General features: G+C 44.2%; 23 protein-coding genes. 19 read left to right on the top strand and 4 right to left on the bottom strand.

What is annotated here, in order from left to right; all coding sequences use genetic code 11:
• The first annotated feature begins 137 nt into the window (after positions 1–137).
• From mnmG to glmU, 14 genes are all read left to right on the top strand, one after another.
• The gene (mnmG, locus tag BCU12_RS03555; RefSeq protein ID WP_102403013.1) at positions 138–2,033 is read left to right on the top strand and encodes a tRNA uridine-5-carboxymethylaminomethyl(34) synthesis enzyme MnmG; all 1,896 of its coding nucleotides are present in this window, start codon (positions 138–140) and stop codon (positions 2,031–2,033) included.
• Entirely contained in the window at positions 2,033–2,665 is a 633-nt protein-coding gene (gene rsmG / locus BCU12_RS03550; RefSeq protein WP_102403012.1) for a 16S rRNA (guanine(527)-N(7))-methyltransferase RsmG, read from the top strand. Before mnmG ends, rsmG begins: the two co-directional genes overlap by 1 nt.
• A 14-nt stretch (positions 2,666–2,679) precedes the next feature.
• Positions 2,680–3,453, top strand: coding sequence for a ParA family protein (locus tag BCU12_RS03545; protein WP_102403011.1), 774 nt, complete (start codon positions 2,680–2,682; stop codon positions 3,451–3,453).
• A gap of 27 nt (positions 3,454–3,480) precedes the next feature.
• On the top strand, positions 3,481–4,386 hold the full coding sequence (locus BCU12_RS03540) for a ParB/RepB/Spo0J family partition protein (protein WP_102403010.1): 906 nt from the start codon (positions 3,481–3,483) through the stop codon (positions 4,384–4,386).
• Between the two features lie 147 nt (positions 4,387–4,533).
• A complete protein-coding gene (locus BCU12_RS03535) occupies positions 4,534–4,938 on the top strand; it encodes an ATP synthase subunit I (protein ID WP_102403009.1) in 405 nt (134 codons plus the stop codon).
• The gene (gene atpB, locus BCU12_RS03530; protein WP_102403008.1) at positions 4,931–5,755 is read left to right on the top strand and encodes a F0F1 ATP synthase subunit A; all 825 of its coding nucleotides are present in this window, start codon (positions 4,931–4,933) and stop codon (positions 5,753–5,755) included. The genes BCU12_RS03535 and atpB overlap by 8 nt, the downstream gene beginning before the upstream one ends.
• A 66-nt stretch (positions 5,756–5,821) precedes the next feature.
• Entirely contained in the window at positions 5,822–6,040 is a 219-nt protein-coding gene (atpE, locus tag BCU12_RS03525) for a F0F1 ATP synthase subunit C (protein ID WP_017034377.1), read from the top strand.
• Between the two features lie 72 nt (positions 6,041–6,112).
• On the top strand, positions 6,113–6,583 hold the full coding sequence (gene atpF / locus BCU12_RS03520) for a F0F1 ATP synthase subunit B (protein WP_102403007.1): 471 nt from the start codon (positions 6,113–6,115) through the stop codon (positions 6,581–6,583).
• Between the two features lie 14 nt (positions 6,584–6,597).
• Positions 6,598–7,128, top strand: a complete 531-nt coding sequence (locus BCU12_RS03515) for a F0F1 ATP synthase subunit delta (protein ID WP_102403006.1) — start codon at positions 6,598–6,600, stop codon at positions 7,126–7,128.
• Positions 7,129–7,146: 18 nt separating this feature from the next.
• Positions 7,147–8,688 carry a F0F1 ATP synthase subunit alpha gene (atpA, locus tag BCU12_RS03510; RefSeq protein ID WP_102403005.1) on the top strand — a complete coding sequence of 514 codons (1,542 nt, stop codon included), beginning with the start codon at positions 7,147–7,149 and terminating at the stop codon, positions 8,686–8,688.
• A 35-nt stretch (positions 8,689–8,723) separates the two neighbouring features.
• Entirely contained in the window at positions 8,724–9,590 is an 867-nt protein-coding gene (gene atpG / locus BCU12_RS03505; RefSeq protein ID WP_102403004.1) for a F0F1 ATP synthase subunit gamma, read from the top strand.
• Positions 9,591–9,620: 30 nt separating this feature from the next.
• Positions 9,621–11,024 carry a F0F1 ATP synthase subunit beta gene (gene atpD / locus BCU12_RS03500; RefSeq protein ID WP_102403003.1) on the top strand — a complete coding sequence of 468 codons (1,404 nt, stop codon included), beginning with the start codon at positions 9,621–9,623 and terminating at the stop codon, positions 11,022–11,024.
• Positions 11,025–11,045: 21 nt separating this feature from the next.
• A complete protein-coding gene (locus BCU12_RS03495) occupies positions 11,046–11,477 on the top strand; it encodes a F0F1 ATP synthase subunit epsilon (protein WP_102403002.1) in 432 nt (143 codons plus the stop codon).
• A 144-nt stretch (positions 11,478–11,621) separates the two neighbouring features.
• Positions 11,622–12,986, top strand: a complete 1,365-nt coding sequence (gene glmU, locus BCU12_RS03490; protein ID WP_102403001.1) for a bifunctional UDP-N-acetylglucosamine diphosphorylase/glucosamine-1-phosphate N-acetyltransferase GlmU — start codon at positions 11,622–11,624, stop codon at positions 12,984–12,986.
• Between the two features lie 59 nt (positions 12,987–13,045).
• On the opposite strand, the gene BCU12_RS03485 is transcribed toward glmU, so the two are convergent.
• Positions 13,046–13,789 carry an amino acid ABC transporter permease gene (locus BCU12_RS03485; protein WP_102403014.1) on the bottom strand — a complete coding sequence of 248 codons (744 nt, stop codon included), beginning with the start codon at positions 13,787–13,789 and terminating at the stop codon, positions 13,046–13,048.
• Positions 13,790–13,882: 93 nt separating this feature from the next.
• Between BCU12_RS03485 and BCU12_RS03480 the strand changes: the two genes are divergently transcribed.
• Complete coding sequence (locus BCU12_RS03480; RefSeq protein WP_102403000.1) at positions 13,883–14,659, top strand: transporter substrate-binding domain-containing protein; 777 nt, start codon at positions 13,883–13,885, stop codon at positions 14,657–14,659.
• Between the two features lie 62 nt (positions 14,660–14,721).
• On the opposite strand, the gene punC is transcribed toward BCU12_RS03480, so the two are convergent.
• A complete protein-coding gene (gene punC / locus BCU12_RS03475; protein ID WP_102402999.1) occupies positions 14,722–15,924 on the bottom strand; it encodes a purine nucleoside transporter PunC in 1,203 nt (400 codons plus the stop codon).
• 164 nt (positions 15,925–16,088) lie between these two features.
• On the opposite strand from punC, the gene punR reads away from it, so the two are divergent.
• Positions 16,089–16,991, top strand: a complete 903-nt coding sequence (gene punR / locus BCU12_RS03470) for a DNA-binding transcriptional activator PunR (protein WP_102402998.1) — start codon at positions 16,089–16,091, stop codon at positions 16,989–16,991.
• Positions 16,992–17,117: 126 nt separating this feature from the next.
• On the opposite strand, the gene fadA is transcribed toward punR, so the two are convergent.
• Together fadA and fadB are read right to left on the bottom strand one after the other, a co-directional pair.
• Positions 17,118–18,281, bottom strand: a complete 1,164-nt coding sequence (fadA, locus tag BCU12_RS03465) for an acetyl-CoA C-acyltransferase FadA (protein ID WP_102402997.1) — start codon at positions 18,279–18,281, stop codon at positions 17,118–17,120.
• 26 nt (positions 18,282–18,307) lie between these two features.
• Entirely contained in the window at positions 18,308–20,479 is a 2,172-nt protein-coding gene (fadB, locus tag BCU12_RS03460) for a fatty acid oxidation complex subunit alpha FadB (RefSeq protein ID WP_102402996.1), read from the bottom strand.
• Between the two features lie 231 nt (positions 20,480–20,710).
• Between fadB and BCU12_RS03455 the strand changes: the two genes are divergently transcribed.
• From BCU12_RS03455 to hemG, 3 genes are read left to right on the top strand one after another with little or no spacing between them, the layout of a single operon-like run.
• Entirely contained in the window at positions 20,711–21,331 is a 621-nt protein-coding gene (locus tag BCU12_RS03455) for a YigZ family protein (RefSeq protein ID WP_102402995.1), read from the top strand.
• Positions 21,332–21,368: 37 nt separating this feature from the next.
• On the top strand, positions 21,369–22,826 hold the full coding sequence (locus tag BCU12_RS03450) for a TrkH family potassium uptake protein (protein WP_102402994.1): 1,458 nt from the start codon (positions 21,369–21,371) through the stop codon (positions 22,824–22,826).
• 10 nt (positions 22,827–22,836) lie between these two features.
• Positions 22,837–23,361 (top strand): menaquinone-dependent protoporphyrinogen IX dehydrogenase, encoded by a 525-nt coding sequence (gene hemG, locus BCU12_RS03445; protein WP_102402993.1) that lies wholly within the window; start codon positions 22,837–22,839, stop codon positions 23,359–23,361.
• The last annotated feature ends 109 nt before the right edge of the window (positions 23,362–23,470 follow it).

Here is a 23,470-nt window from a genome sequence, read left to right as displayed (position 1 = left end):
CTCTATAGATCCTATATATATAAAGAGATCTATGAATTTTTAAAAACGCATAATTTCGTTTTATCAACTCCTGAAAAAAGGTAGAATGTCGCTCTTTTATCTATCCATAATTTCGTACGATTACTTAAGGTCTACACATGCTTTATCACGAAAAATTCGATGTCATCGTTGTTGGTGGTGGTCATGCTGGTACAGAAGCGGCGCTTGCTGCTGCTCGCACTGGCCAAAACACACTGTTGCTAACACATAACATTGATACCTTAGGCGCTATGTCTTGCAACCCAGCCATTGGTGGGATTGGCAAAGGACACTTAGTCAAAGAAGTCGATGCTATGGGTGGATTAATGGCCAAAGCTATTGATCATGCCGGTATTCAATTTAGAACCTTGAATGCCTCAAAAGGTCCAGCTGTGCGTGCAACTCGTGCTCAAGCTGATCGCGCGCTCTACAAATCGTTTGTACGCAACGCGCTTGAGAACACACCGAACCTCACGCTGTTTCAACAGTCTGTAGATGATCTTATTGTCGAAAATGATCACGTCACTGGTGTCGTGACACAGATGGGATTAAAGTTTCGCGCTCAATCGGTCGTATTAACCGTTGGCACCTTCTTGGGTGGAAAACTCCACATAGGAATGGAAAACTTCTCTGGGGGACGCGCGGGTGATCCTCCGTCGATCTCATTGGCGAATCGTTTACGAGAGCTCCCTCTTCGCGTGGATCGTCTAAAAACGGGGACACCACCTCGTATTGATGCAAGAAGTGTCGATTTTTCTGAACTAGAAGTTCAGCACGGTGATAACCCAACCCCCGTTTTTTCGTTTATGGGCAATAGAAATCAGCACCCAACACAAATTCCGTGTTACATAACGCATACCAATGCGCAGACGCACGATGTGATTCGTAAAAACCTAGACCGCAGCCCTATGTATGCCGGTGTTATTGAAGGTATTGGCCCCCGCTACTGCCCTTCGATTGAAGATAAAGTCATGCGATTTGCCGACAAAGAAAGTCATCAGATCTTTATTGAACCGGAAGGATTAACAACCAATGAATTGTATCCAAATGGTATCTCAACGAGCTTACCGTTTGATGTTCAGATTGACATAGTTCGCTCAATGAAAGGGTTTGAGAATGCTCATATCGTGCGCCCTGGTTACGCCATTGAATATGATTTCTTTGATCCAAGAGACCTTAAGCAAACTTACGAAAACAAGTTTATTAATGGGTTATTCTTTGCTGGCCAAATCAATGGTACGACGGGTTATGAAGAAGCGGCGGCTCAAGGTTTAATGGCGGGTTTGAACGCTAGTTTATACAGCCAAGGCAAAGACGGTTGGAGCCCACGTCGTGACCAAGCTTACATGGGCGTGTTGATTGATGATCTCTCGACCATGGGCACAAAAGAACCCTACCGCATGTTTACTTCTCGCGCCGAATATCGCTTGTTACTGCGAGAAGATAACGCCGATTTGCGATTGACAGAACAAGCTCGAGAGTTTGGTTTGGTTGACGATGAGCGTTGGTCTCGATTCAATCAAAAAGTAGAAACGATCGAGAAAGAACGACAACGCCTAAAAGATCAATGGATCAATCCTAAGTCAGACGGTGTCGACGATCTTAATGCAATGCTGAAAAGCCCGATCTCTCGAGAGGCCAGTGGTGAAGATCTCTTGCGTCGACCTGAGATCACGTATACACAGCTGACGTCACTGGAGAATTTTGCTCCGGCTTTGGATGATCATCAATCTGCCGAGCAGGTTGAAATTCAAGTGAAATACGAAGGGTATATTCAACGTCAGCAAGATGAGATTGAAAAATCTTTGCGCCATGAAAATACCCTTATTCCTGCAGATTTTGATTATAGCGGTGTGAAGGGACTTTCAAACGAAGTGATGTTGAAGCTTTCCACAACCAAACCAGAAACGGTCGGTATCGCGTCTCGTATCTCTGGTGTCACGCCGGCAGCCATCTCAATATTATTGGTATTCCTGAAGAAAAAGGGTCTCCTTAAGAAAGGCACTGAATCGTAATGAATGATTTAAGACAACAACTTGATTTACTCGTAAGTCAAACAAGCCTTGATGTTTCGTCTGACAAAGCCGACAAGTTGGTTGGCTATGTTGAGATGTTGAACAAGTGGAACAAAGCGTACAACTTAACCTCAGTTCGTCATCCTTCTGAAATGATAGTTAAGCATATCCTTGATAGCATCGTTGTGAGTGAGCACTTACAAGGCGAACGTTTTATCGATGTAGGAACTGGCCCAGGCCTTCCTGGCATTCCTCTAGCGATCATGAATCCAGAAAAAGAGTTCTTTTTATTGGACAGTTTGGGTAAACGCATTCGGTTTATTAAGCAGGTTTTGCATGAGCTAGGCATCAAAAATGTGACCGCTATTCAAAGTCGAGTAGAAGAGTTCCAGCCTGAAGATAAATTTGATGGTGTTCTTAGTCGTGCATTTGCTTCAATGTCTGATATGGTCGAATGGTGTCATCATTTGCCGAAGTCTGATTCTGGAGTTTTCCTAGCACTTAAGGGGCAATTGCAGAAAGATGAAGTGGAGCAACTACCAGAATGGTGTTCTGTGAACTGCGTCAAACCTTTGAACGTTCCTGAATTAGAAGGTGAACGTCATCTTGTAATCTTATCCCGTAAGGGATAACAGCGAGGCAGCCCGTGGGAAGAATTGTAGCAATTGCCAACCAGAAAGGTGGCGTGGGTAAAACAACAACGTGTATTAATTTAGCGGCATCAATGGCGGCGACCAAACGTAAAGTATTGGTTGTAGACCTAGACCCTCAAGGGAATGCCACTATGGCTAGCGGTGTCGATAAATATCAAGTCGACGCTACTGCCTACGAGTTGCTTGTTGAAGATGTCCCATTTGATGAAGTGGTCTGCAAGAAAACGTCGGGTCATTACGATTTGATCGCAGCGAATGGTGATGTCACAGCCGCTGAAATTAAGCTCATGGAAGTGTTTGCTCGCGAAGTTCGATTAAAAAATGCGCTTGCTTCTGTTCGTGATAACTATGATTTCATCTTTATCGATTGTCCTCCATCGCTGAACCTACTTACAATCAATGCCATGGCAGCAGCAGATTCTGTTTTAGTTCCAATGCAATGTGAATACTTTGCACTGGAAGGATTAACCGCGTTGATGGACACGATTAGCAAGCTAGCAGCTGTGGTGAATGAGAATTTGAAGATAGAGGGGTTATTGCGAACAATGTATGACCCACGGAACCGTCTTTCAAATGAAGTGTCAGACCAATTGAAAAAACACTTTGGCAATAAAGTTTATCGAACCGTTATCCCTAGAAATGTTCGATTAGCAGAAGCCCCAAGCCATGGTAAGCCTGCAATGTATTACGACAAGTATTCAGCTGGAGCAAAAGCCTATTTGGCGCTCGCTGGAGAGATGCTTCGTCGAGATGAAGTCCCAGCATAATCATATTTCTAAAAGGAACCCGCTGTTATGTCTAAACGTGGTTTAGGAAAAGGGCTGGATGCATTATTAGCAACCAGTTCATTAGCGCGAGAAAAACAGCATGTTGCTTCTCATAGCCAAGCCCTATCGGCCGATGGTGAGCTTGTTGAACTGAATATCAATCAATTAAAACCGGGTGTGTATCAGCCACGTAAAGACATGGCGCCTGATGCTTTAGAAGAGCTTGCGGCATCTATCCAATCTCAAGGTATTATTCAACCGATTGTTGTACGTCCTTTAGATAACGACCATTACGAGATTATCGCGGGTGAAAGACGCTGGAGAGCGGCGCGTCAGGCGGGCTTAAAACGCGTTCCATGTCTAAATAAAAATGTACAAGATCGTGCAGCGATCGCGATGGCGTTGATCGAGAATATTCAGCGCGAAGATCTTAATGTGATCGAAGAAGCGGAAGCGTTAGAGAAGCTCCAAGATGAATTTGTGCTTACCCACCAACAAGTGGCTGATGTGATTGGTAAGTCGCGTACCACGGTGAGTAATTTATTGCGGTTGAATCAACTGAATGTTGATGTGAAACAATTGGTCGCGACGAAGCAGCTTGAAATGGGGCATGCTCGAGCGTTGTTGGTACTTGAACATGAAAACCAGTCTAATGTGGCAGCGGAAGTCGCTAAAAAGCAACTCACCGTTCGTCAAACAGAGGCGTTGGTTAAGAAATTACAAAGCAAAGAAGTAAGTAAGCCTGAAACCCCTGAAATTCGCTTGTCGAGTGACGCGCTAGCACAGCTAGATAGCTTGTCTCAACACTTCGACTCTAAGGTTGACGTCGCATTGAGTAAATCAGGTAAAGGTAAGGTTCAGATTGATTTTGATAGCCAAGACCAGTTACACAAAATCTTACATTTATTAACGTCTAGTCAGAGCACATTCTAGCTCACAGAATAGAATTCAAGTTAGGCTAGATAGGGGCGGAACTATTGTTTTTTGCTCCTGTCTCTATATACTTTTGAAGCTTTTTTTATTGAAAGAGGGATTTTTCTATGTCCTCGATCAATAACAACACGAAAACAGGTGCTTTTGATGTTCATCTCAAATCTAAGCGAAAAAGGGAAAGTAGCTTTTAAAGTAGTCCATTTGCAGCTTTTGTTTGTCATTATTGTCGGAGGCTTGACATATGTGCAGTGTGGAGACGAGGCTGCTCGCTTTATTCTTAAAGGCGGCATGATCGCGGTTCTTGGTAACTACATATATGCTCTGTTTGCGTTCATTCCTAAAGCTGATGCCGATGGTTCTGTACTACTTGGCTTTATTTTTATCGGATGGGCGCTAAAACTGGTGGTAACCATCATTTTGTTTGTTTTGGTTTTTTCTGTAACTGAGTTTCTACGTCCAGGAGCTTTCTTTACAGGTTATAAACTGACGATACTTATGTTTTGGTTTGCCCCTATTTTATTTTTTTCAAAAAATGGGATTAACCATGGCTGATACTCCGCAGGAATATATTCAGCACCACCTCACTAACGCCAAAGTTTGTGTTGTCGATGGCAGCATTGCCACGAACTATGGTTGTGCAGAAGCTGGATTCTGGACTCTACACTGGGACACTTTGTTGGTCTCAGCAATATTGGGTTCGCTATTTTTGTGGTTGTTCTATCGGGTTGGAAAAAACGCAACCACAGGCACCCCAGGAAAATTACAATGCTTCGTCGAAATGGTCGTTGAACAAGTCGATGAGATTGTAAAAGGTGCTTTTTATGGACGTGATAAGTTAGTCGCACCATTAGCATTAACTCTTTTCTGTTGGATTCTACTAATGAATACAATGGATTTGATCCCGGTCGACTTTATCCCTCAACTAATGCACTTAGCTGGATTTGAATACTTCAAGGTAGTCCCTACGGTCGACTTGAACACAACTCTCGCAATGGCAATAGGCGTTCTTATACTTACCGTGGTTTACATGATTAAGTACAAGGGCTTCAAGGGATTTGTGAAGGAATTTACGCTGCACCCGATTAATAATAAAGCGTTAATACCTTTTAACTTGGTCCTGGAAACAGTCTCATTATTTGCAAAACCAGTTTCACTATCACTTCGTTTGTACGGAAACATGTATTCAGGTGAACTTATCTTCATCCTGATTGCGGTTACTTACACAGCAGGTGCTGTTTTAGGTGGACTTGGTGTTATTGCACATATTATTTGGGCTATTTTCCACATATTGGTTATCGTGCTACAGGCCTTTATCTTTACGATGCTGACAATTGTTTACCTCAGCATGGCAAGTAACGATTCACACTAATAAAAATTTACTTATTTATAATTGATAGGTTATAGCCTATCTCAATATTTCATTTCGGAGATTATTATGGAAATTTATTTCGTTGTAGCTTTACTACTAGGTATGTGTGCAATCGCGACTGGCTTCGGCTTCGCTATTCTAGGTGGTAAGTTCCTTGAGTCTGTTGCTCGTCAACCAGAAATGGCTCCAGTGCTACAAACAAATATGTTCATTCTTGCAGGTCTACTAGATGCTGTTCCAATGATCGGTGTTGGTATCTCTATGTACATGCTGTTCGCATTGTAAGAATCCCTTTTTCTTATTTACTCTACGTCGTTTCGCATTAGCGAGACATTAAAAGAATAAAGGAGGGTCATTGTGAATATCAATGCAACTCTGCTAGGTCAAGCAATCGCGTTTACGCTTTTCGTTTGGTTCTGCATGAAGTACGTGTGGCCACCATTGATCGCAGCAATTGAAGAGCGCCAGAAGAAAATCTCTGAAGGTTTAGAGTCTGCTGAGCGTGCTGATAAAGCATTACAGCTAGCACAGCACAACGCAGCAGATCAGTTAAAGGAAGCTAAGCAGGAAGCGCTTGGGATTATTGAGTCAGCAAATAAACGCAAAGCTCAGATCCTAGATGAGGCTCGTCAAGAGGCGACATCAGAGCGTGACCATATACTTGCTCAAGGAAAAGCGGAATTGGAAGCTGAAACTCTACGTACTCGTAACGAACTACAAAAAGACGTTGCTTCTCTAGCTATTCTTGGTGCGGAGAAAATCATCGAACGTTCGATCGATCCAGCTGCTCATCAAGACATACTTGATAGTATTTCTGCGAAGCTATAAGGGAGGGCGTCAGTATGTCTGGTTTGACAACTATTGCTCGTCCTTACGCTAAGGCTGCGTTCGGCTACGCAAGTGATAATGGTACGGTTGACCAATGGTCAAGTATGCTAGAACTTGCTCGAACTCTTTCTCTGGCTCCAGAGCTAGAGAAAGCAGCGTTACGCCTACAGCCTGAACAATTGATGCAATTGTATTTCGATGTAGCGGGAGAGTACTTTGATGAGCCTTTACAGAACTTCTTAAAGGTTATTATCGAGAATCGTCGTACATCAGCGTTAAGTGATATCTATCAACAATTTCAACTGCTTTCAGCTGAATCGTTAAATGTGAAAGAAGTAACAGTAACGACTTCATTTGAATTGAGTGAAGCACAACTAGCTGAGCTAGTTAAGTCGCTTGAAAAACACTTCGATTGCAGTGTGAAAGTTAACTGCTTAGTTGACATTAGCTTGATAGGTGGTGCGGTGATTAGATCTGGTGATACTGTGCTAGATAACTCACTCGTTAGTCGTATTAATCGTCTTAAAGACGTTATTAAGTCATAACTTAGGGGAATTGGAGCAATGCAACTTAATTCCACGGAAATTAGCGAGCTAATCAGACAGCGTATTGAGAAATTCGATGTTGTTTCTGAAGCTCGTAACGAAGGTACTATCGTATCTGTAAGCGATGGTATTCTTAGCATTCATGGTCTTGAAGACGTGATGCAAGGTGAAATGATTGAACTTCCAGGCGGCCTTTTCGCACTAGCACTTAACCTGAACCGTGATTCGGTTGGTGCTGTTGTAATGGGTCCGTATACTAGCCTGAAAGAAGGCATGAAAGTGACTGGCACCGGCCGTATCCTTGAGGTACCTGTAGGTCCAGAACTGCTTGGCCGTGTAGTAAATACACTGGGTGAGCCTATCGATGGCAAAGGTCCTATCGATTCTAAGCTTTCTTCACCTATCGAAGTGATTGCACCTGGTGTAATCGATCGTAAGTCTGTTGATCAACCAGTTCAAACTGGTTACAAATCAGTAGATGCGATGATTCCAATCGGCCGTGGCCAGCGTGAGCTAGTTATCGGTGACCGTCAGACTGGTAAAACAGCAATGGCGATCGATGCAATCATTAACCAGAAAGATTCTGGTATTTACTCTGTTTACGTAGCGATTGGCCAAAAAGCCTCAACTATCGCTAACGTAGTACGTAAGCTTGAAGAGCATGGCGCACTTGCAAATACTATTGTAGTTGTTGCTGCGGCTTCTGAATCAGCTGCACTGCAATACCTAGCACCATACGCTGGTTGTGCAATGGGTGAATACTTCCGTGACCGCGGCGAAGATGCTTTGATCGTATACGATGATCTATCTAAGCAAGCTGTTGCGTATCGACAGATCTCACTACTGCTTAAGCGTCCACCAGGTCGTGAAGCATTCCCTGGTGATGTTTTCTACCTCCACTCTCGTCTTCTAGAGCGTGCATCTCGTGTAAGCGAAGCTTATGTAGAAAAATTCACTAACGGTGAAGTTAAAGGCAAGACGGGTTCTTTAACCGCTCTTCCTATCATCGAAACGCAAGCGGGTGACGTATCTGCATTCGTACCGACTAACGTAATATCGATTACTGATGGTCAGATTTTCCTACAATCAGAGCTATTTAACGCTGGTGTTCGTCCAGCTGTTGACCCAGGTATTTCGGTATCTCGTGTTGGTGGTTCTGCACAAACGAAAATCATTAAAAAGCTTTCTGGTGGTATCCGTACCGCACTAGCACAATACCGCGAACTTGCGGCATTTGCTCAGTTCTCATCAGATCTTGATGAAGCAACGAAGAAGCAGCTAGACCACGGTCAGAAAGTAACTGAATTGATGAAGCAGAAACAGTACGCTCCTATGTCTGTATTTGATCAAGCTCTATCTATTTACTCTGCAGAGCGCGGGTACCTAGAAGATGTTGAGCTGAACAAGATTCTAGATTTTGAAGCTGCTTTACTATCGTACGCTCACGCTCAGTATTCTGAATTAGTTGCTGAGATTAACAAGACGGGTGCTTACAACGAAGAAATCGAAGCTCAACTTAAAAAGTTAGCTGATGACTTCAAAGCAACCCAAACTTGGTAATTACAACCTAGTTTTGTAATTGACGGAGAGTAACGATGGCCAATTCAAAAGAAATTCGTAGTAAGATTGGTAGTGTTAAAAGCACTCAGAAAATCACTAAAGCTATGGAAATGGTTGCCGCTTCTAAAATGCGTCGTACGCAAGACGCAATGGAAGGCCCACGCCCGTATGCTGAAATTATACGTAAGGTCATTGGTCATGTAGCCCACGGTACATTGGAATATAAACATCCATATCTACTGGAACGTGAGGCTAAACGTGTTGGGTATATTGTTATCTCATCTGATCGCGGTTTATGTGGCGGCTTGAACATCAACATGTTCAAGCAATCCGTTGCAGAAATGAATGATTGGTCTGAGAAAGGTGTTGATGTTGAACTGGCGGTAATAGGTTCAAAAGCAACGTCTTACTTCAATAGCATTGGCGCAAATATTGTCGCACAAACGTCAGGTTTAGGAGATTCTCCTACTCTTGATGACATTGTCGGCTCTATCAACGTCATGTTGCAAAAGTATCAAGACGGTGAGATTGACCGCTTGTACTTGGTGTTCAATGAGTTTGTTAACTCAATGACCCAACAACCAAAAATTGATCAATTGATACCTTTGCCTAAAGCATTTGCTGATGAAGACCAGTTCAAACACGCGTGGAGCTATATGTTTGAATCTGATCAGAAAGTTCTACTGAACACATTGATGGCTCGTTACATTGAGTCTCAAGTATATCAAGGTGTAGTAGAAAACTTAGCATGTGAAATGGCTGCTCGTATGATTGCTATGAAAGCAGCATCCGACAACGCTGGCGATTTGATCGAAGAACTAGAGCTTGTGTACAACAAAGCCCGTCAAACGGCGATTACACAAGAGCTATCTGAAATCGTATCAGGTGCAGCAGCAGTTTAATTTAGGTAAAACAAATTTAGAGGATTAACGATGGCTACAGGTAAGATCGTACAGATCATCGGAGCAGTAGTCGACGTAGAGTTCCCACAGAGCGAAGTTCCAAACGTTTACGATGCTCTGAATGTAACTGACTCAAAAGAGCGTCTTGTTCTTGAAGTTCAGCAACAACTTGGCGGTGGCGTAATTCGCGCAATCGTAATGGGTAGCTCTGATGGTTTACGTCGTGGCGTAACAGTAGAAAATACTGGCGCTCCAATCTCAGTGCCAGTTGGTACTAAGACCCTAGGTCGAATCATGAACGTTCTTGGTGACGCGATTGATGAGTGTGGTGAAATCGGTGCGGAAGAGAATTACTCTATCCACCGCAGTGCACCTAGCTATGAAGAATTGTCAAACGCGACAGAGCTTCTAGAAACAGGCGTTAAGGTAATCGACCTAATTTGTCCATTCGCTAAGGGTGGTAAAATCGGTCTATTCGGTGGTGCTGGTGTAGGTAAGACCGTTAACATGATGGAACTTATCAACAACATCGCACTGCAGCACTCAGGTCTGTCAGTATTCGCTGGTGTTGGTGAGCGTACTCGTGAAGGTAACGATTTCTACTTTGAGATGCAGGAAGCCGGTGTTGTAAACATCGAAAACCCTGAAGAATCGAAAGTAGCAATGGTTTACGGTCAAATGAACGAGCCACCAGGAAACCGTCTACGTGTTGCCCTGACTGGTCTAACAATGGCAGAACGTTTCCGTGACGAAGGTCGTGATGTACTTCTGTTCATTGATAACATTTACCGTTACACACTTGCAGGTACAGAGGTTTCGGCTCTATTAGGTCGTATGCCATCTGCAGTAGGTTACCAGCCAACACTTGCTGAAGAAATGGGTGTTCTACAAGAACGTATCACGTCAACGAAATCAGGTTCTATTACGTCTGTACAAGCAGTATACGTACCAGCGGATGACTTGACTGACCCGTCTCCTGCAACAACGTTTGCTCACTTAGATGCGACAGTTGTACTTAACCGTAATATCGCTGCCATGGGCCTATACCCTGCGATTGACCCGTTAGATTCATCTTCACGTCAACTTGACCCACTGGTTGTTGGTCAAGAGCACTACGACATTGCACAAAATGTTCAGCAGACTCTACAGCGTTATAAAGAGTTAAAAGACATCATCGCGATCCTAGGTATGGACGAGCTTTCTGAAGAAGATAAGCAAGTTGTATCTCGTGCTCGTAAGATTGAGCGTTTCCTAACTCAGCCTTACCACGTTGCAGAAGTCTTTACTGGCGACCCTGGTGTATACGTACCTCTAAGCGAGACACTACGTGGCTTCAAAGGTCTTCTAGCTGGCGAATACGATGATATTCCAGAGCAAGCGTTCATGTACTGCGGTACGATTGACGATGCGCTAGAGAACGCGAAGAAGCTTTAATAGAGTCTTACAGGAGGCGTTATGACAGTGACAACATCAGTAAGCTTCCATTTGGATGTTGTGAGTGCAGAACAGCGAATTTATTCGGGTCAAGCTCGCAGTATTCAAGTTTCAGGTGAGAAAGGTGATTTGGGTGTTCTAGCGGGACATACTCCGTTATTAACAACCATTCGTCCTGGTATGGTTCGCATTGTGTCTAAGAAAGGTGAAGAAGAAATTATTTACCTATCTGGCGGTATTTTAGAAGTACAGGCCCATGATGTAACTATCCTCGCAGATACTGCTGTACGTGGTGAAGATCTTGATCTTGCCAAGGCAGAAGAAGCGAAAGCTCGAGCTGAAGAGCTAGTCAACCATCCTTCTGGTGATGTTGACTTTGCTAAGGCATCAGCAGAGCTGGCGAAAGCTATTGCTCAGTTGAAAGTCATTGAACTGGTGAACAGACGTCGCTAATTGTTAGCTTCGTTTAGTATAAAAGGCAGCCTAATCGCTGCCTTTTTTGTTTTTATCTGTTAGAAAGCTGACATAGCCATTTAACTAATGGATGATTAATAGCTAAAATAAACGCTTAAATATAAATACTCAGTAGGTTAGGAAATGAAGTTTAGCGCAGTGATTCTTGCAGCGGGTAAGGGAACCCGCATGTATTCAAAGATGCCTAAGGTTTTACATACATTGGCAGGTAAGCCAATGGTTAAGCATGTCATTGATACTTGTAGCGGTCTAGGCGCTCAAAATATTCATTTGGTGTATGGCCACGGCGGAGAGCAGATGCAAACCGCGTTAAAAGAAGAGTCGGTTAACTGGGTGCTTCAAGCAGACCAGTTGGGTACTGGCCATGCTGTGGATCAGGCCTCTCCAAAATTCGATGACGACGAAAAAGTACTGGTTCTTTACGGTGATGTTCCTCTTATTTCAGAAGAGACTGTTGAGAGTTTGTTAGAAGCGCAACCTAACGGTGGTATCGCTTTATTAACCGTAGTTCTCGATAACCCAATGGGCTATGGCCGTATTGTTCGTCGAAATGGTCCGGTTATCGCCATCGTTGAACAGAAAGACGCTACGGATGAGCAAAAACTGATTAAAGAGATTAACACTGGTGTGATGGTCGCAACCGGTGGTGATCTGAAGCGCTGGTTGTCAGGGCTGAACAATCAAAATGCGCAAGGTGAATACTACTTAACGGATGTTATTGCTGCTGCGCACAGTGAAGGGCGGGCGGTTGAAGCCGTTCATCCGATCAACCCAATTGAAGTTGAAGGCGTTAATGATCGCTCTCAATTAGCTCGTCTAGAGCGTGCCTATCAATCAATGCAGGCCCAAAAACTGTTAGAGCAAGGAGTCATGCTACGTGATCCATCTCGTTTTGATCTTCGTGGTGAGCTTCAATGTGGTATGGATGTAGAGATTGATACTAACGTTATCATTGAAGGCAATGTTTCGATTGGCGATAACGTTGTCATCGGCACAGGTTGCGTGCTTAAAGACTGTGAGATTGACGATAACACCATTATTCGTCCATACAGTGTGATTGAGGGTGCAACGGTTGGTGAAGAGTGTACAGTTGGTCCATTTACTCGCCTTCGTCCTGGTGCTGAACTTAAGAATGATGCCCACGTAGGAAATTTCGTTGAAGTGAAAAACACGTCAATAGGAGAGGGTTCGAAAGCAAACCACCTCACTTACCTAGGTGATGCAGAAATCGGTCAACGAGTCAATGTTGGTGCGGGTGTCATCACTTGCAACTATGACGGTGCAAACAAGTTTAAAACCACGATTGGTGATGACGTGTTTGTCGGCTCTGATTGCCAGATAATCGCGCCTGTTACGATCGCGAATGGAGCAACTGTTGGCGCAGGTACGACTTTGACAAAAGACGTTGAGCCGGGTGAACTTGTTATCTCTCGTGCGAAAGAGCGAAAGTTCTCCAATTGGCAGCGCCCAACAAAGAAGACTAAATAGCTGAATAGTCATTAGTGAAAGGGTTGGCCTAGTGCCAACCCTTTTTTATAGGAACTTATTTAATTTTGTGGAATTGCGATACGACGTTCAAGCCATCGTACTGCTTGAGAAACACAAAGAATAAGCACTAAATACTCTAGAACCAAAAAGGTATAGATCTCTAAAGGTAAGTACTCATTAACCACCAACTCGTTAGCTCGCCTGGTGAGATCACTTAAACCAATAACACTAACTAGCGATGACATTTTTAGAATATAAACAAACTGGTTACCTAAAGGCGGGAGAATTAGACGAAAGGCTTGTGGGAAGATAACAAACCGCATCTTACGCCAATAGTTCAGCCCAAGCGCTTCTGCCGCTTCGTGTTGACCTTTACTGATTGATAGAATACCACCACGAAAGACTTCCGCCATGAACGCGCTTTCCGCTATCGTCAAAGCGATAACCCCCGCCCAAAAGTAGTCGAGTGATACATCAAGCAGAGTTGGCATTCCGTAGTAGACCCACAGAAGTAAGACTAAAACCGGAATTGAACGAATGATCTCTACATAAGTTCGGTTGAGGGCTCTTAAGGCCCTATTTTTAGACAGTGCGGGAAGGGCGACAACTAATCCTATTAGCATCGCAAAAAACATACTTAACAATGATACTGAAATAGTGTCATAGAAACCTGCCATTAAAAATTTGAGATTCGTTTGGCCCTGTGTCGTTGTTGGATCAAGGATATACCATCCCCATTGGTAGTCAGAGCAGCCAGTGAGTAGCAAAGTTATCAATAACAGGGTTAGAGTACGAAAGTTCACACTATTCTCCATAATGACTCAATAAATCCTTCTGTTACTGCTATGTTATCAATGAACTAGGATCAAACGTGAATTAATTTAGGGATAATGAGAATGAAGAAGTACATATTGATGTTGGCAGCGTGTTTACTCTCCATAAATACGTTTGCTGCAGAAACCAGCCGTTTACAAGAAATATTAAACAATGGCGTTCTTAAAGTAGGAACAACGGGTGATTGGAATCCAATGACCATGAAAGATCCAGCCACTAACAGCTACAGAGGCTTCGATATTGATGTCACCACTGAGCTAGCAAAAGATCTTGGTGTGGAAGTAAAGTATGTACCGACTGATTGGAAAACCCTTGTTAATGGTATTACTGCTGGAAAATACGATATAACAGGAAGTGCGTCTCTGAATATGTCACGCGCAAAAGTGGCGGGTTATAGCCAACCGTACTTTTATCTCGCCTTTGTTCCTGTGGTTCAAAAAAAGGATCTAGAAAAGTTCTCTGATTGGTCTGATTTTGACAATGCTGATGTTAAAGTGGCTGCAACATTGGGGACAGTGCAAGAAAAAATGGTGAAAGACTTTTTCCCATCAGCACAACACGTCGTGATTGAAGCGCCAGCCAGAGATTTTCAAGAATTATTAGCGAGACGAGCAGATGTGTCGGTGACCTCAAATGTAGAGGCGGCAACACTGGTTGATAAGTTTCAACAACTCGCGATTGTGCCGGTAAAAGAACCGCGTAAGCCAACACCTATTGCGATGTTACTTCCACAGAATGATCAAGTTTGGATTAACTATATCAATCACTGGGTTGAGCTTAAGAAAACTCAAGGTTTCTTCAAGCAAACGGCTGAAAAGTGGGGGTTAACAGGTCTGTAAAGTTTTGATCCTTAATTCATTCAGAAAGTTCTGCGCCGCCTAAATCAGGCGGCGCATTGTTTCTATTCTTCTCTTGCGACTCTCGCGTTATCTGGCGCTCGAAAGTGCTTTGAAAGTTGCTTATTCGATACTATGTATCCAATCCAGAGTCCTAGCATGCAGATAAAGATAGCAACCCCTGCAACACTTTGTGCTTGGCTTGCTTGTGAAGCCACTAATGCACTCGCTGCGCTGCTGACACTTATTTGAATGCTATTTTGCAATCCTGCTGCTGTTGCCGGGCTTTGTTTAGCGCTTGATAGGGCTCTGCTAACCACTATCGGGTATAGAGCACCATTGGCTACCGCGATAAAACAAAATGGCAATAGTACCGGCCAAATGGTCGCGAGTTGCCATTGAGAAGCGACAAAGACCAGCATGGCTGCAACGCTAAACAGTCCAATGAGATGCTTGAGCACTCTCTCTTCACCGTATTTCTTTACGCCAACCTTGCCAACGTAACCACCCACCATGAACGCGATGGTTTGCGGGACGAAACTCAGTCCAATATCTTTTGTTGAGTAACCCAACTGAGACATGATTTCTGGCATCCCGGTTAGATAGGCAAAGAACGCTGCTGATGCCGTAGCAAACATCAAGACATTGCCTAGATACTTTTTCGAGCTCAATAGCGCTTTAATGTCCGTCGACATTGAAGATTGTTTCGGTTCTATAGCCGTATTGGGTTGATTAAGCGTTGCCAGAACTAAGATCCCGCCCATTAACGTAAGCGCAAAGAAAATGCTGCTCCACCCCCAGTTATCAGCAAGCAATACGCCAAGTTGAGGAGCCAATGCAGGGGATAAAGCAACAAGAGGCATGATGGTCGCGAATATCTGTTGGCTGGCTTTCTCCGGATATTGCTTAATCACCATCGCTTGCCATATTACGGCAGGCGCACACACACCAAATGCTTGCACAAAGCGTAGGGTGAGAAGTTGCCAAACTTGATCACTAAACGCCAAACCGAGTGAAGCAAGTGTGAATAAAGCAAGTCCAGCGGCAAGCGTGGTTCTATGCCCATATTTGTCACTCGCGACTCCCCATAGAAGTTGACCTAAGGCCATACCTGCTAAGAATATGGTCAACGAGAGCGCGATTTGTTCTGGCCCCGCCGAAAAGTCGGTTTCCATTAGTTTAAATGCTGGCAGATACATATCAGTGGCAATAAAACCCAACATTGAGAGTGCAGCAAGATAGAAAAGCTGAAGTTTGGATATCTTCATGTTTATTCCGTTCAAAAAAATTAATTGAAGTCGCTAATGAGTGGAATTTCATCAGCTATCGTTTTTTCAAGGTTTACTTGATTTTTGGCTATTCTATTTTTAGCTTTAATGAAAATAAAACGCTAAAATTGTGTGTTATGAATCAAATATTTTGATGGATAGGTATGTTCTCTAAATCTTCTCTGGAAATGATCGATATTGTGGCTCGTCTTGGCAGCTTTACCGCCGCGGCCGAGGTGCTTCATAAGGTTCCGTCGGCGATCAGCTATGGTGTTAGGCAGATTGAGCAAGAACTTGATGTACTGTTATTCAAGCGTCTACCTAGGAAAGTCGAGCTTACTCAAGCAGGGGAAATATTTGTGGGCGAGGCTCGGGTTATGCTGCGTCAGATGGAGGAGTTAAAGCTTCAAACGAAAAGAGCGGCCCATGGCTGGCAAAAGACGCTTAAACTGACATTGGATAATGTAGTGCGGCTCGACCAAATGAAGCCACTTATTGAAGCGTTTTATACTCAGTTTGAGTTTGCAGAGCTGCAGATCAATATGGAGGTGTTTAACGGTTCATGGGAGGCTATATCTCAAGGCAGGGCTGATATTGTCATTGGCGCGACGTCCGCTGTCCCCGTTGGTGGAGAATTTGAGGTAAAAGATATGGGCATACTGGACTGGGCATTTGTTATGTCACCAAGTCACCCATGCGTTAGAGAGCAGCAACTTACAGAAGAGTTTGTTAGCCAATTCCCCGCGATTTGTTTAGACGACACTTCAAGCGTTCTACCCAAACGACATACCGTTCACTATCCGCAGCAGAGGCGCTTGTTGTTACCCAATTGGTACAGTGCGATAGAGTGTCTAAAGAATAGCGTCGGTGTTGGTTATATGCCTCGGCATATTGCACAGCCTCTTATTCAGGAAGGGTTGTTGGTGGAAAAAACATTGGAAGAAGATAGGCCTAAAAGCCAATGTTGTTTAGTTTGGCGAAAGGATGATAACCATCGATTGATAAAATGGATGGTGGATTATCTGGGAACCAGTGACAAGCTGCATCGAGATTGGTTACAAGCTTAATCGCCTTTTTGTCTGCCGTGATAAATAAAGGGTAGAGGCATAAATTTAGAGCCAGATCGTACTGAAAAGAAAAATGCCAGTGGGAAGGTCACTGGCATTTTGAGCGATTAACGAATGAACAATTAACTAAGGGCGTTCAAATACCGTCGCAATACCTTGGCCTAAGCCAATACACATGGTCGCTAAGCCGTATTTCACGTCTTGTGCTTCCATCAGGTTGATTAGGGTTGTCGAGATACGAGACCCAGAACAGCCTAGCGGGTGACCAAGAGCAATGGCGCCGCCGTTAAGGTTTACTTTCTCGTCAACGACATCCAATAGACCTAGATCTTTTGCACATGGAAGAGATTGAGCTGCGAACGCTTCGTTCAGTTCAATCACACCCATGTCTTCAATCGTTAAGCCTGCACGTTTCAGTGCTTTTTGCGTAGCTGGTACTGGGCCGTAACCCATGATTGAAGGATCGCAGCCTGCGATAGCCATAGACTTCACGCGAGCTCGAATCTTAAGGCCAAGCGCGTTGGCTTTATCTTCACTCATGATCAGCATTGCAGAAGCACCATCAGACAGTGCTGATGACGTACCTGCTGTTACCGTGCCGTTTGCTGGGTCAAATACCGGGCGCAGCTGAGATAGGCCTTCAACCGTGGTTTCTGGGCGAATGACTTCGTCGTAGTCCAGAGTGAATAGTGAACCGTCTGCTGCGTGAGCTTCTGTTGGTAGGATTTCGTTCTTGAAACGACCTTCTACTGTTGCAGCTTGTGCTCTAGCGTGTGAGCGTGCTGCGAATGCGTCTTGATCTTCACGGCTAATACCGTGCATTTTACCAAGCATCTCAGCCGTTAGGCCCATCATTCCTGCTGCTTTTGCTACGTTCTTTGACATGCCTGGGTGGAAATCAACGCCGTGTGTCATTGGTACGTGACCCATGTGTTCCACACCACCGATCAGGCAGATTTCAGCATCACCAACCATGATTGAGCGGGTTGCATCATGCAGAGCTTGCATAGATGAACCACATAAACGGTTAACAGTGACTGCACCAATCTCAATCGGTAAGCCAGCCAGTAGAGCAGCGTTACGTGCGACGTTGAAGCCTTGCTCTAATGTTTGTTGTACACAACCCCAGTAAATGTCTTCAATTTCGACAGGGTTTACTTCAGGGTTACGCTCTAAAATGCCTTTCATCAAATGTGCTGATAGATCTTCAGCACGAGTGTGACGGAAAGCTCCACCTTTGGAACGTCCCATTGGGGTGCGAAGGCAATCAACAACAACTACATTATTCATTTTGCTATTCCTTTTCCAAATGTGGGTTACAGAGAACTGGCTTGTTGGCTGTCGTAAAAGCTTTCGCCCTTCGCTGCCATATCAAGCAATAGTTGAGGAACTTGGTACATTGCACCTAAGTCTTGGTAGCCTTTCGCCATTTCAACGAAGTTACCAATGCCCACACTGTCTAAGTAGCGGAATACGCCGCCTCTGAATGGAGGGAAGCCTAAACCGTAAACCAGTGCCATATCCGCTTCTTGCGGTGTCGCGATGATGCCTTCTTCTAAACAAAGCACCACTTCGTTGATCATAGGAATCATCACACGTTGGATAATGGTCTGGTCATCAAAGTCTTGTGTCTGTTGGCATACGTCAGCCAAGATAGGAAGAATGTCTTCAGAGAAGATTTTCTTCGGGCGACCGCGTTTGTCTACGCTGTATGTGTAGAAGCCGCTGCCATTCTTCTGGCCGTATTTTTCAGCAACATAAAGTGCGTCAATCGCATCACGGCCTTCTTTGCCCATACGCTCTGGGAAGCCTTGCGCCATTACAGCTTGTGCGTGGTGTGCAGTGTCTAGGCCTACAACGTCTAGTAGGTAAGCAGGACCCATTGGCCAACCGAATTTACGCTCCATGACTTTATCGATCTTAGTGAAATCAGCACCGTCGCGTAGCAACATGCTGAAACCGCCAAAGTAAGGGAAAAGTACACGGTTAACGAAGAAGCCTGGGCAATCATTTACAACGATAGGGGATTTACCCATCTTCGCAGCGTAAGCGACTACGCGATTAATCGTTTCTTCTGAAGTGTGTTCGCCTCGGATGATCTCAACCAAAGGCATGCGGTGCACTGGGTTAAAGAAGTGCATGCCACAGAAGTTTTCTGGACGCTTCAAAGATTTCGCTAACAGGTTGATAGGAATCGTTGAGGTGTTTGAGGTTAGAACCGTCTCTTCACCCACTAAGCCTTCTACTTCACTCAGTACGGCTGCTTTTACTTTCGGGTTTTCTACAACGGCTTCCACAATCACATCAGACTGTTCTACACCTGCGTAATGCAAGCTTGGAGTAATAGAAGACAGAATACCTGCCATCTTGAATCCATCTAGACGACCGCGTGATAAGCGTTTATTCAACAGCTTAGACGCTTCGTTCATACCAAGATCAAGCGATGCTTGCGCGATGTCTTTCATCATCACTGGCACGCCCTTCAATGCTGATTGGTAAGCAATACCGCCGCCCATGATGCCTGCACCAAGTACAGCAGCACGTTCAGTTGCTTTGTTTGCAGACTTGCCAGCTTGCTTTGCTAATCCTTTGATGTATTGGTCATTAAGGAATAAGCCAACAAGAGCTTTTGCTTCTTCAGATTTCGCTAGCTTAACGAAGTGTTTACGCTCTATATCCAATGCTGCATCGCGATCGCTACGTGCTGCTTCTTCGATAGCAATCACAGAAGTAATCGGAGCTGGGTAGTGAGGCCCTGCTTTTTGAGCAACTAAGCCTTTCGCCATGGTAAAGCTCATCATCGCTTCGAGCTTGCTTAGTGAAAGCGCTGATGTTTTTTGTCTGCGGCGTTGCTGCCAATCAAGCTCTTCATTTGCTGCAAGTAACACAGTATTAAAGGCTGACTCAATTAATTGGTCTTTTTCAACAATCGCATCAAGCAGGCCAAGCTTCAGAGCTTCATCCGCGCGGCATGCTTTACCTTGGGTGATGATTTCCATTGCGCTATCAGCGCCAACCACACGTGGAAGTCGAACACAGCCACCAAAGCCTGGCATGATACCGAGTTTAGTTTCTGGTAGACCTATGCTGGTGGTTTTATCACCAATACGGAAGTCGGTAGCAAGTACACACTCACATCCGCCACCAAGGGTGTGGCCTCTTAGTGCGGAGAGTGTTGGGAAGGGAAGATCTTCCAATTTACTAAAGATGTCATTGGCAAAGCGTAGCCACTGGTCGAGCTCTTCATCGCTTTTTGCGAATAGACCTAGAAATTCTGTGATATCAGCACCGACGATAAAGGTATCTTTGTCTGAAGAGAGTACTAATCCTTTGATGTCGGTTTGTTTTTTGAGTGCATCAAGCGCCTCACTGAGGGACTCCAGTGTTGCTAAATCTAATTTGTTGACGGATTTTGGAGCACAAAAGCTCAGCTCCGCGATTCCATTGTCGTGTTTCTTTACCTGTAGGGTGTTGGCTTGGTAAATCATTGTCTATCTCCGTGACATACAATTCTAGATTGTGTGTGAGAGTTTTATTTTATTGGTTATTGCCTAATTTTAATTCTGGTTAGACCAGTTATTTTAGTGTGTACTCAAGTTTGAATATTTTCAATACATTTTTTAAACAAGTGTTTAACATTGTGTGATAATGCAGAAGATCGCCAAGTTTTTAGCCGCTCGTGATACACTGGCCATCCGCTTTTTATCTGTATCAAGTCTATGAATGATCAACCCTATTTAATCCCTGAAAGCCCGGTAATGTATGAAGAAGAGATTAAGAAGAGTGTTTTTATCACTCACCTTGCTCATACGCCAAGTATAGAGGCTGCGAAAGCGTTTATAGATTCAATAAAAGCGGAACATGCTAGTGCTCGACATAACTGTTGGGGTTTTGTCGCGGGTAGAGCTGAAGACTCGATGAAATGGGGCTTTAGTGATGACGGTGAGCCTTCGGGTACAGCAGGCAAGCCCATCCTAGCGCAGCTTTCGGGCTCAGGGATAGGTGAAATGTCGGCGGTGGTGACTCGGTATTCAGGTGGAATTAAGCTGGGCACGGGTGGTTTGGTAAAGGCGTATGGTGGTGGGGTTCAACAAGCATTAAAGCTGCTTCAAACAATCGAGAAAAAAATAACCACAAAATTACAGCTAGAGTTAGACTATGCATTCATGCCGATAGCCCAAGCGTTGATCGCGCAATATCAAGCCGTGGAGCTTGATGCTAAGTACAGTGACAATATCATCTTGATGATTGAAATAGAGCAAAGGGTTGCAAGTAACTTTACTCAAAATGTCATTAATAAGAGCGGTGCAAAAGCCAAGGTCACCGCGTTATCAAGATAACAGGAAGTCAGAAGCCCAGCTTCATTTATAACTAATCATGCAATTTCGATCGATTATCCGAATAGTCGGATTACTGCTTGCGCTATTTAGCGTCTCTATGCTCGCCCCTGCGTTGGTGGCGCTATTGTATCGAGATGGTGCTGGTGTCCCTTTTGTCACCACTTTCTTTGTGTTGCTGTTTTTCGGCACACTCTGTTGGTTTCCTAACCGTCGGCATAAACAAGAACTTAAGGCGAGAGACGGCTTTCTAATTGTTGTTCTTTTCTGGACGGTAATTGGCAGTGCAGGGGCGATTCCGTTCCTGATCTCTGATAACCCCAATATTTCTGTTACTGACGCTTTCTTCGAATCTTTTTCCGCACTGACTACTACTGGTGCAACCGTGATAGTCGGGCTAGATGACCTGCCCAAAGCGATTCTCTTCTATCGACAGATACTGCAATGGTTTGGTGGGATGGGGATCATCGTATTAGCCGTGGCTATTTTGCCAGTCCTCGGCATCGGTGGTATGCAGTTATATCGAGCAGAAATACCAGGGCCAGTAAAAGACAGCAAGATGACACCCAGAATCGCCGAAACAGCGAAAGCGTTGTGGTACATCTATTTGAGCTTGACGATCGCGTGTGCAACCGCCTATTGGTTTGCCGGTATGACGCCATTTGATGCCATAAGCCACAGCTTTTCAACGATTGCGATTGGTGGGTTTTCTACTCATGATGCCAGTATGGGTTACTTTGATAGCCATGCGATTAATATGATCACAGTAGTCTTTCTACTGATATCCGCATGTAACTACTCACTTCACTTTGCTGCCTTTGCTTCTGGTGGTGTTCACCCTAAGTATTACTGGAAGGACCCTGAGTTTCGCGCGTTTATCTTTATTCAAGCGCTGCTGTTTCTCATCTGTTTTTCTATCCTGCTCAATCATCATACTTACGATTCTATCTATGATGCATTTGACCAAGCACTGTTCCAGACAGTATCTATTTCAACGACAGCGGGCTTTACCACCACGGGTTTCTCGGAGTGGCCGCTTTTTTTACCAGTGCTATTATTATTCTCTTCATTTATTGGTGGCTGTGCAGGATCGACGGGTGGCGGCATGAAGGTCATCCGTATACTGCTTTTGACGCTGCAAGGTGCTCGTGAAATGAAGCGTCTTGTCCATCCAAGAGCGGTTTACACCATTAAGGTTGGTGGCACTGCGCTATCGCAACGGGTAGTTGATGCGGTTTGGGGATTCTTTTCAGCTTATGCATTAGTCTTTGTCGTCTGTATGCTGTGTTTGATTGCAACGGGTATGGATGAGTTGAGTGCGTTCTCAGCTGTTGCGGCCACATTGAATAATCTTGGCCCTGGTTTGGGCGAGGTGTCTGTCCACTTTGGTGATGTGAACGATAAAGCCAAGTGGGTGCTTATTGTTTCAATGCTATTTGGGCGATTAGAAATATTTACTCTTCTCATATTACTCACTCCGACATTTTGGCGTAGTTAAGGATACAAACATGAAAGCTCTTTTTTTATATTCAAGCCAAGATGGACAAACGAAGAAAATCATCCACTACATTCAGAAAGAACTAAAGGCGGATGATTGCGAAGTTAAAGACATTCACAATTTGGGTGAGATCGATATAACCCAATATGAACGGGTCCTCATTGGGGCATCAATTCGCTATGGTCATTTGAATAAAAAGCTTTACCAATTTATAGAGCAAAATCAGAAGCAACTAGAAGACAGTAAAGTTGCTTTTTTCTGCGTTAATCTGACTGCACGTAAAGAAGACCAAGGAAAAGATACGCCAGAGGGAAGTGCATACATAAAAACCTTCCTTAAAAAGTCACCTTGGAGCCCAGAGCTCATTGGTGTTTTTGCTGGTGCTCTCTATTATCCACGCTATAAGTGGTTTGATAGAGTAATGATACGATTCATCATGAAGATAACTGGTGGTGAGACAGACACCACAAAAGAAGTTGAGTATACCAACTGGGAAAAAGTCTCTTTATTTGCTGAAAAGTTTAAAGCTATGTAGATAAAACAGTCTATTTCGACGCTTTTGTTCGGTTTTTAATCGAGTGACACATTAATTGAAGAAAACTTTCATAAAACCCTTGCGCTCTCACCGAGTCTGTCTATAATGC

Origin of the sequence: Vibrio sp. 10N.261.55.A7, assembly GCF_002877365.1 — a bacterium.
In the GTDB taxonomy this organism is placed as follows: domain Bacteria; phylum Pseudomonadota; class Gammaproteobacteria; order Enterobacterales; family Vibrionaceae; genus Vibrio.
This window is presented reverse-complemented; position numbering and strand designations above follow the sequence as displayed.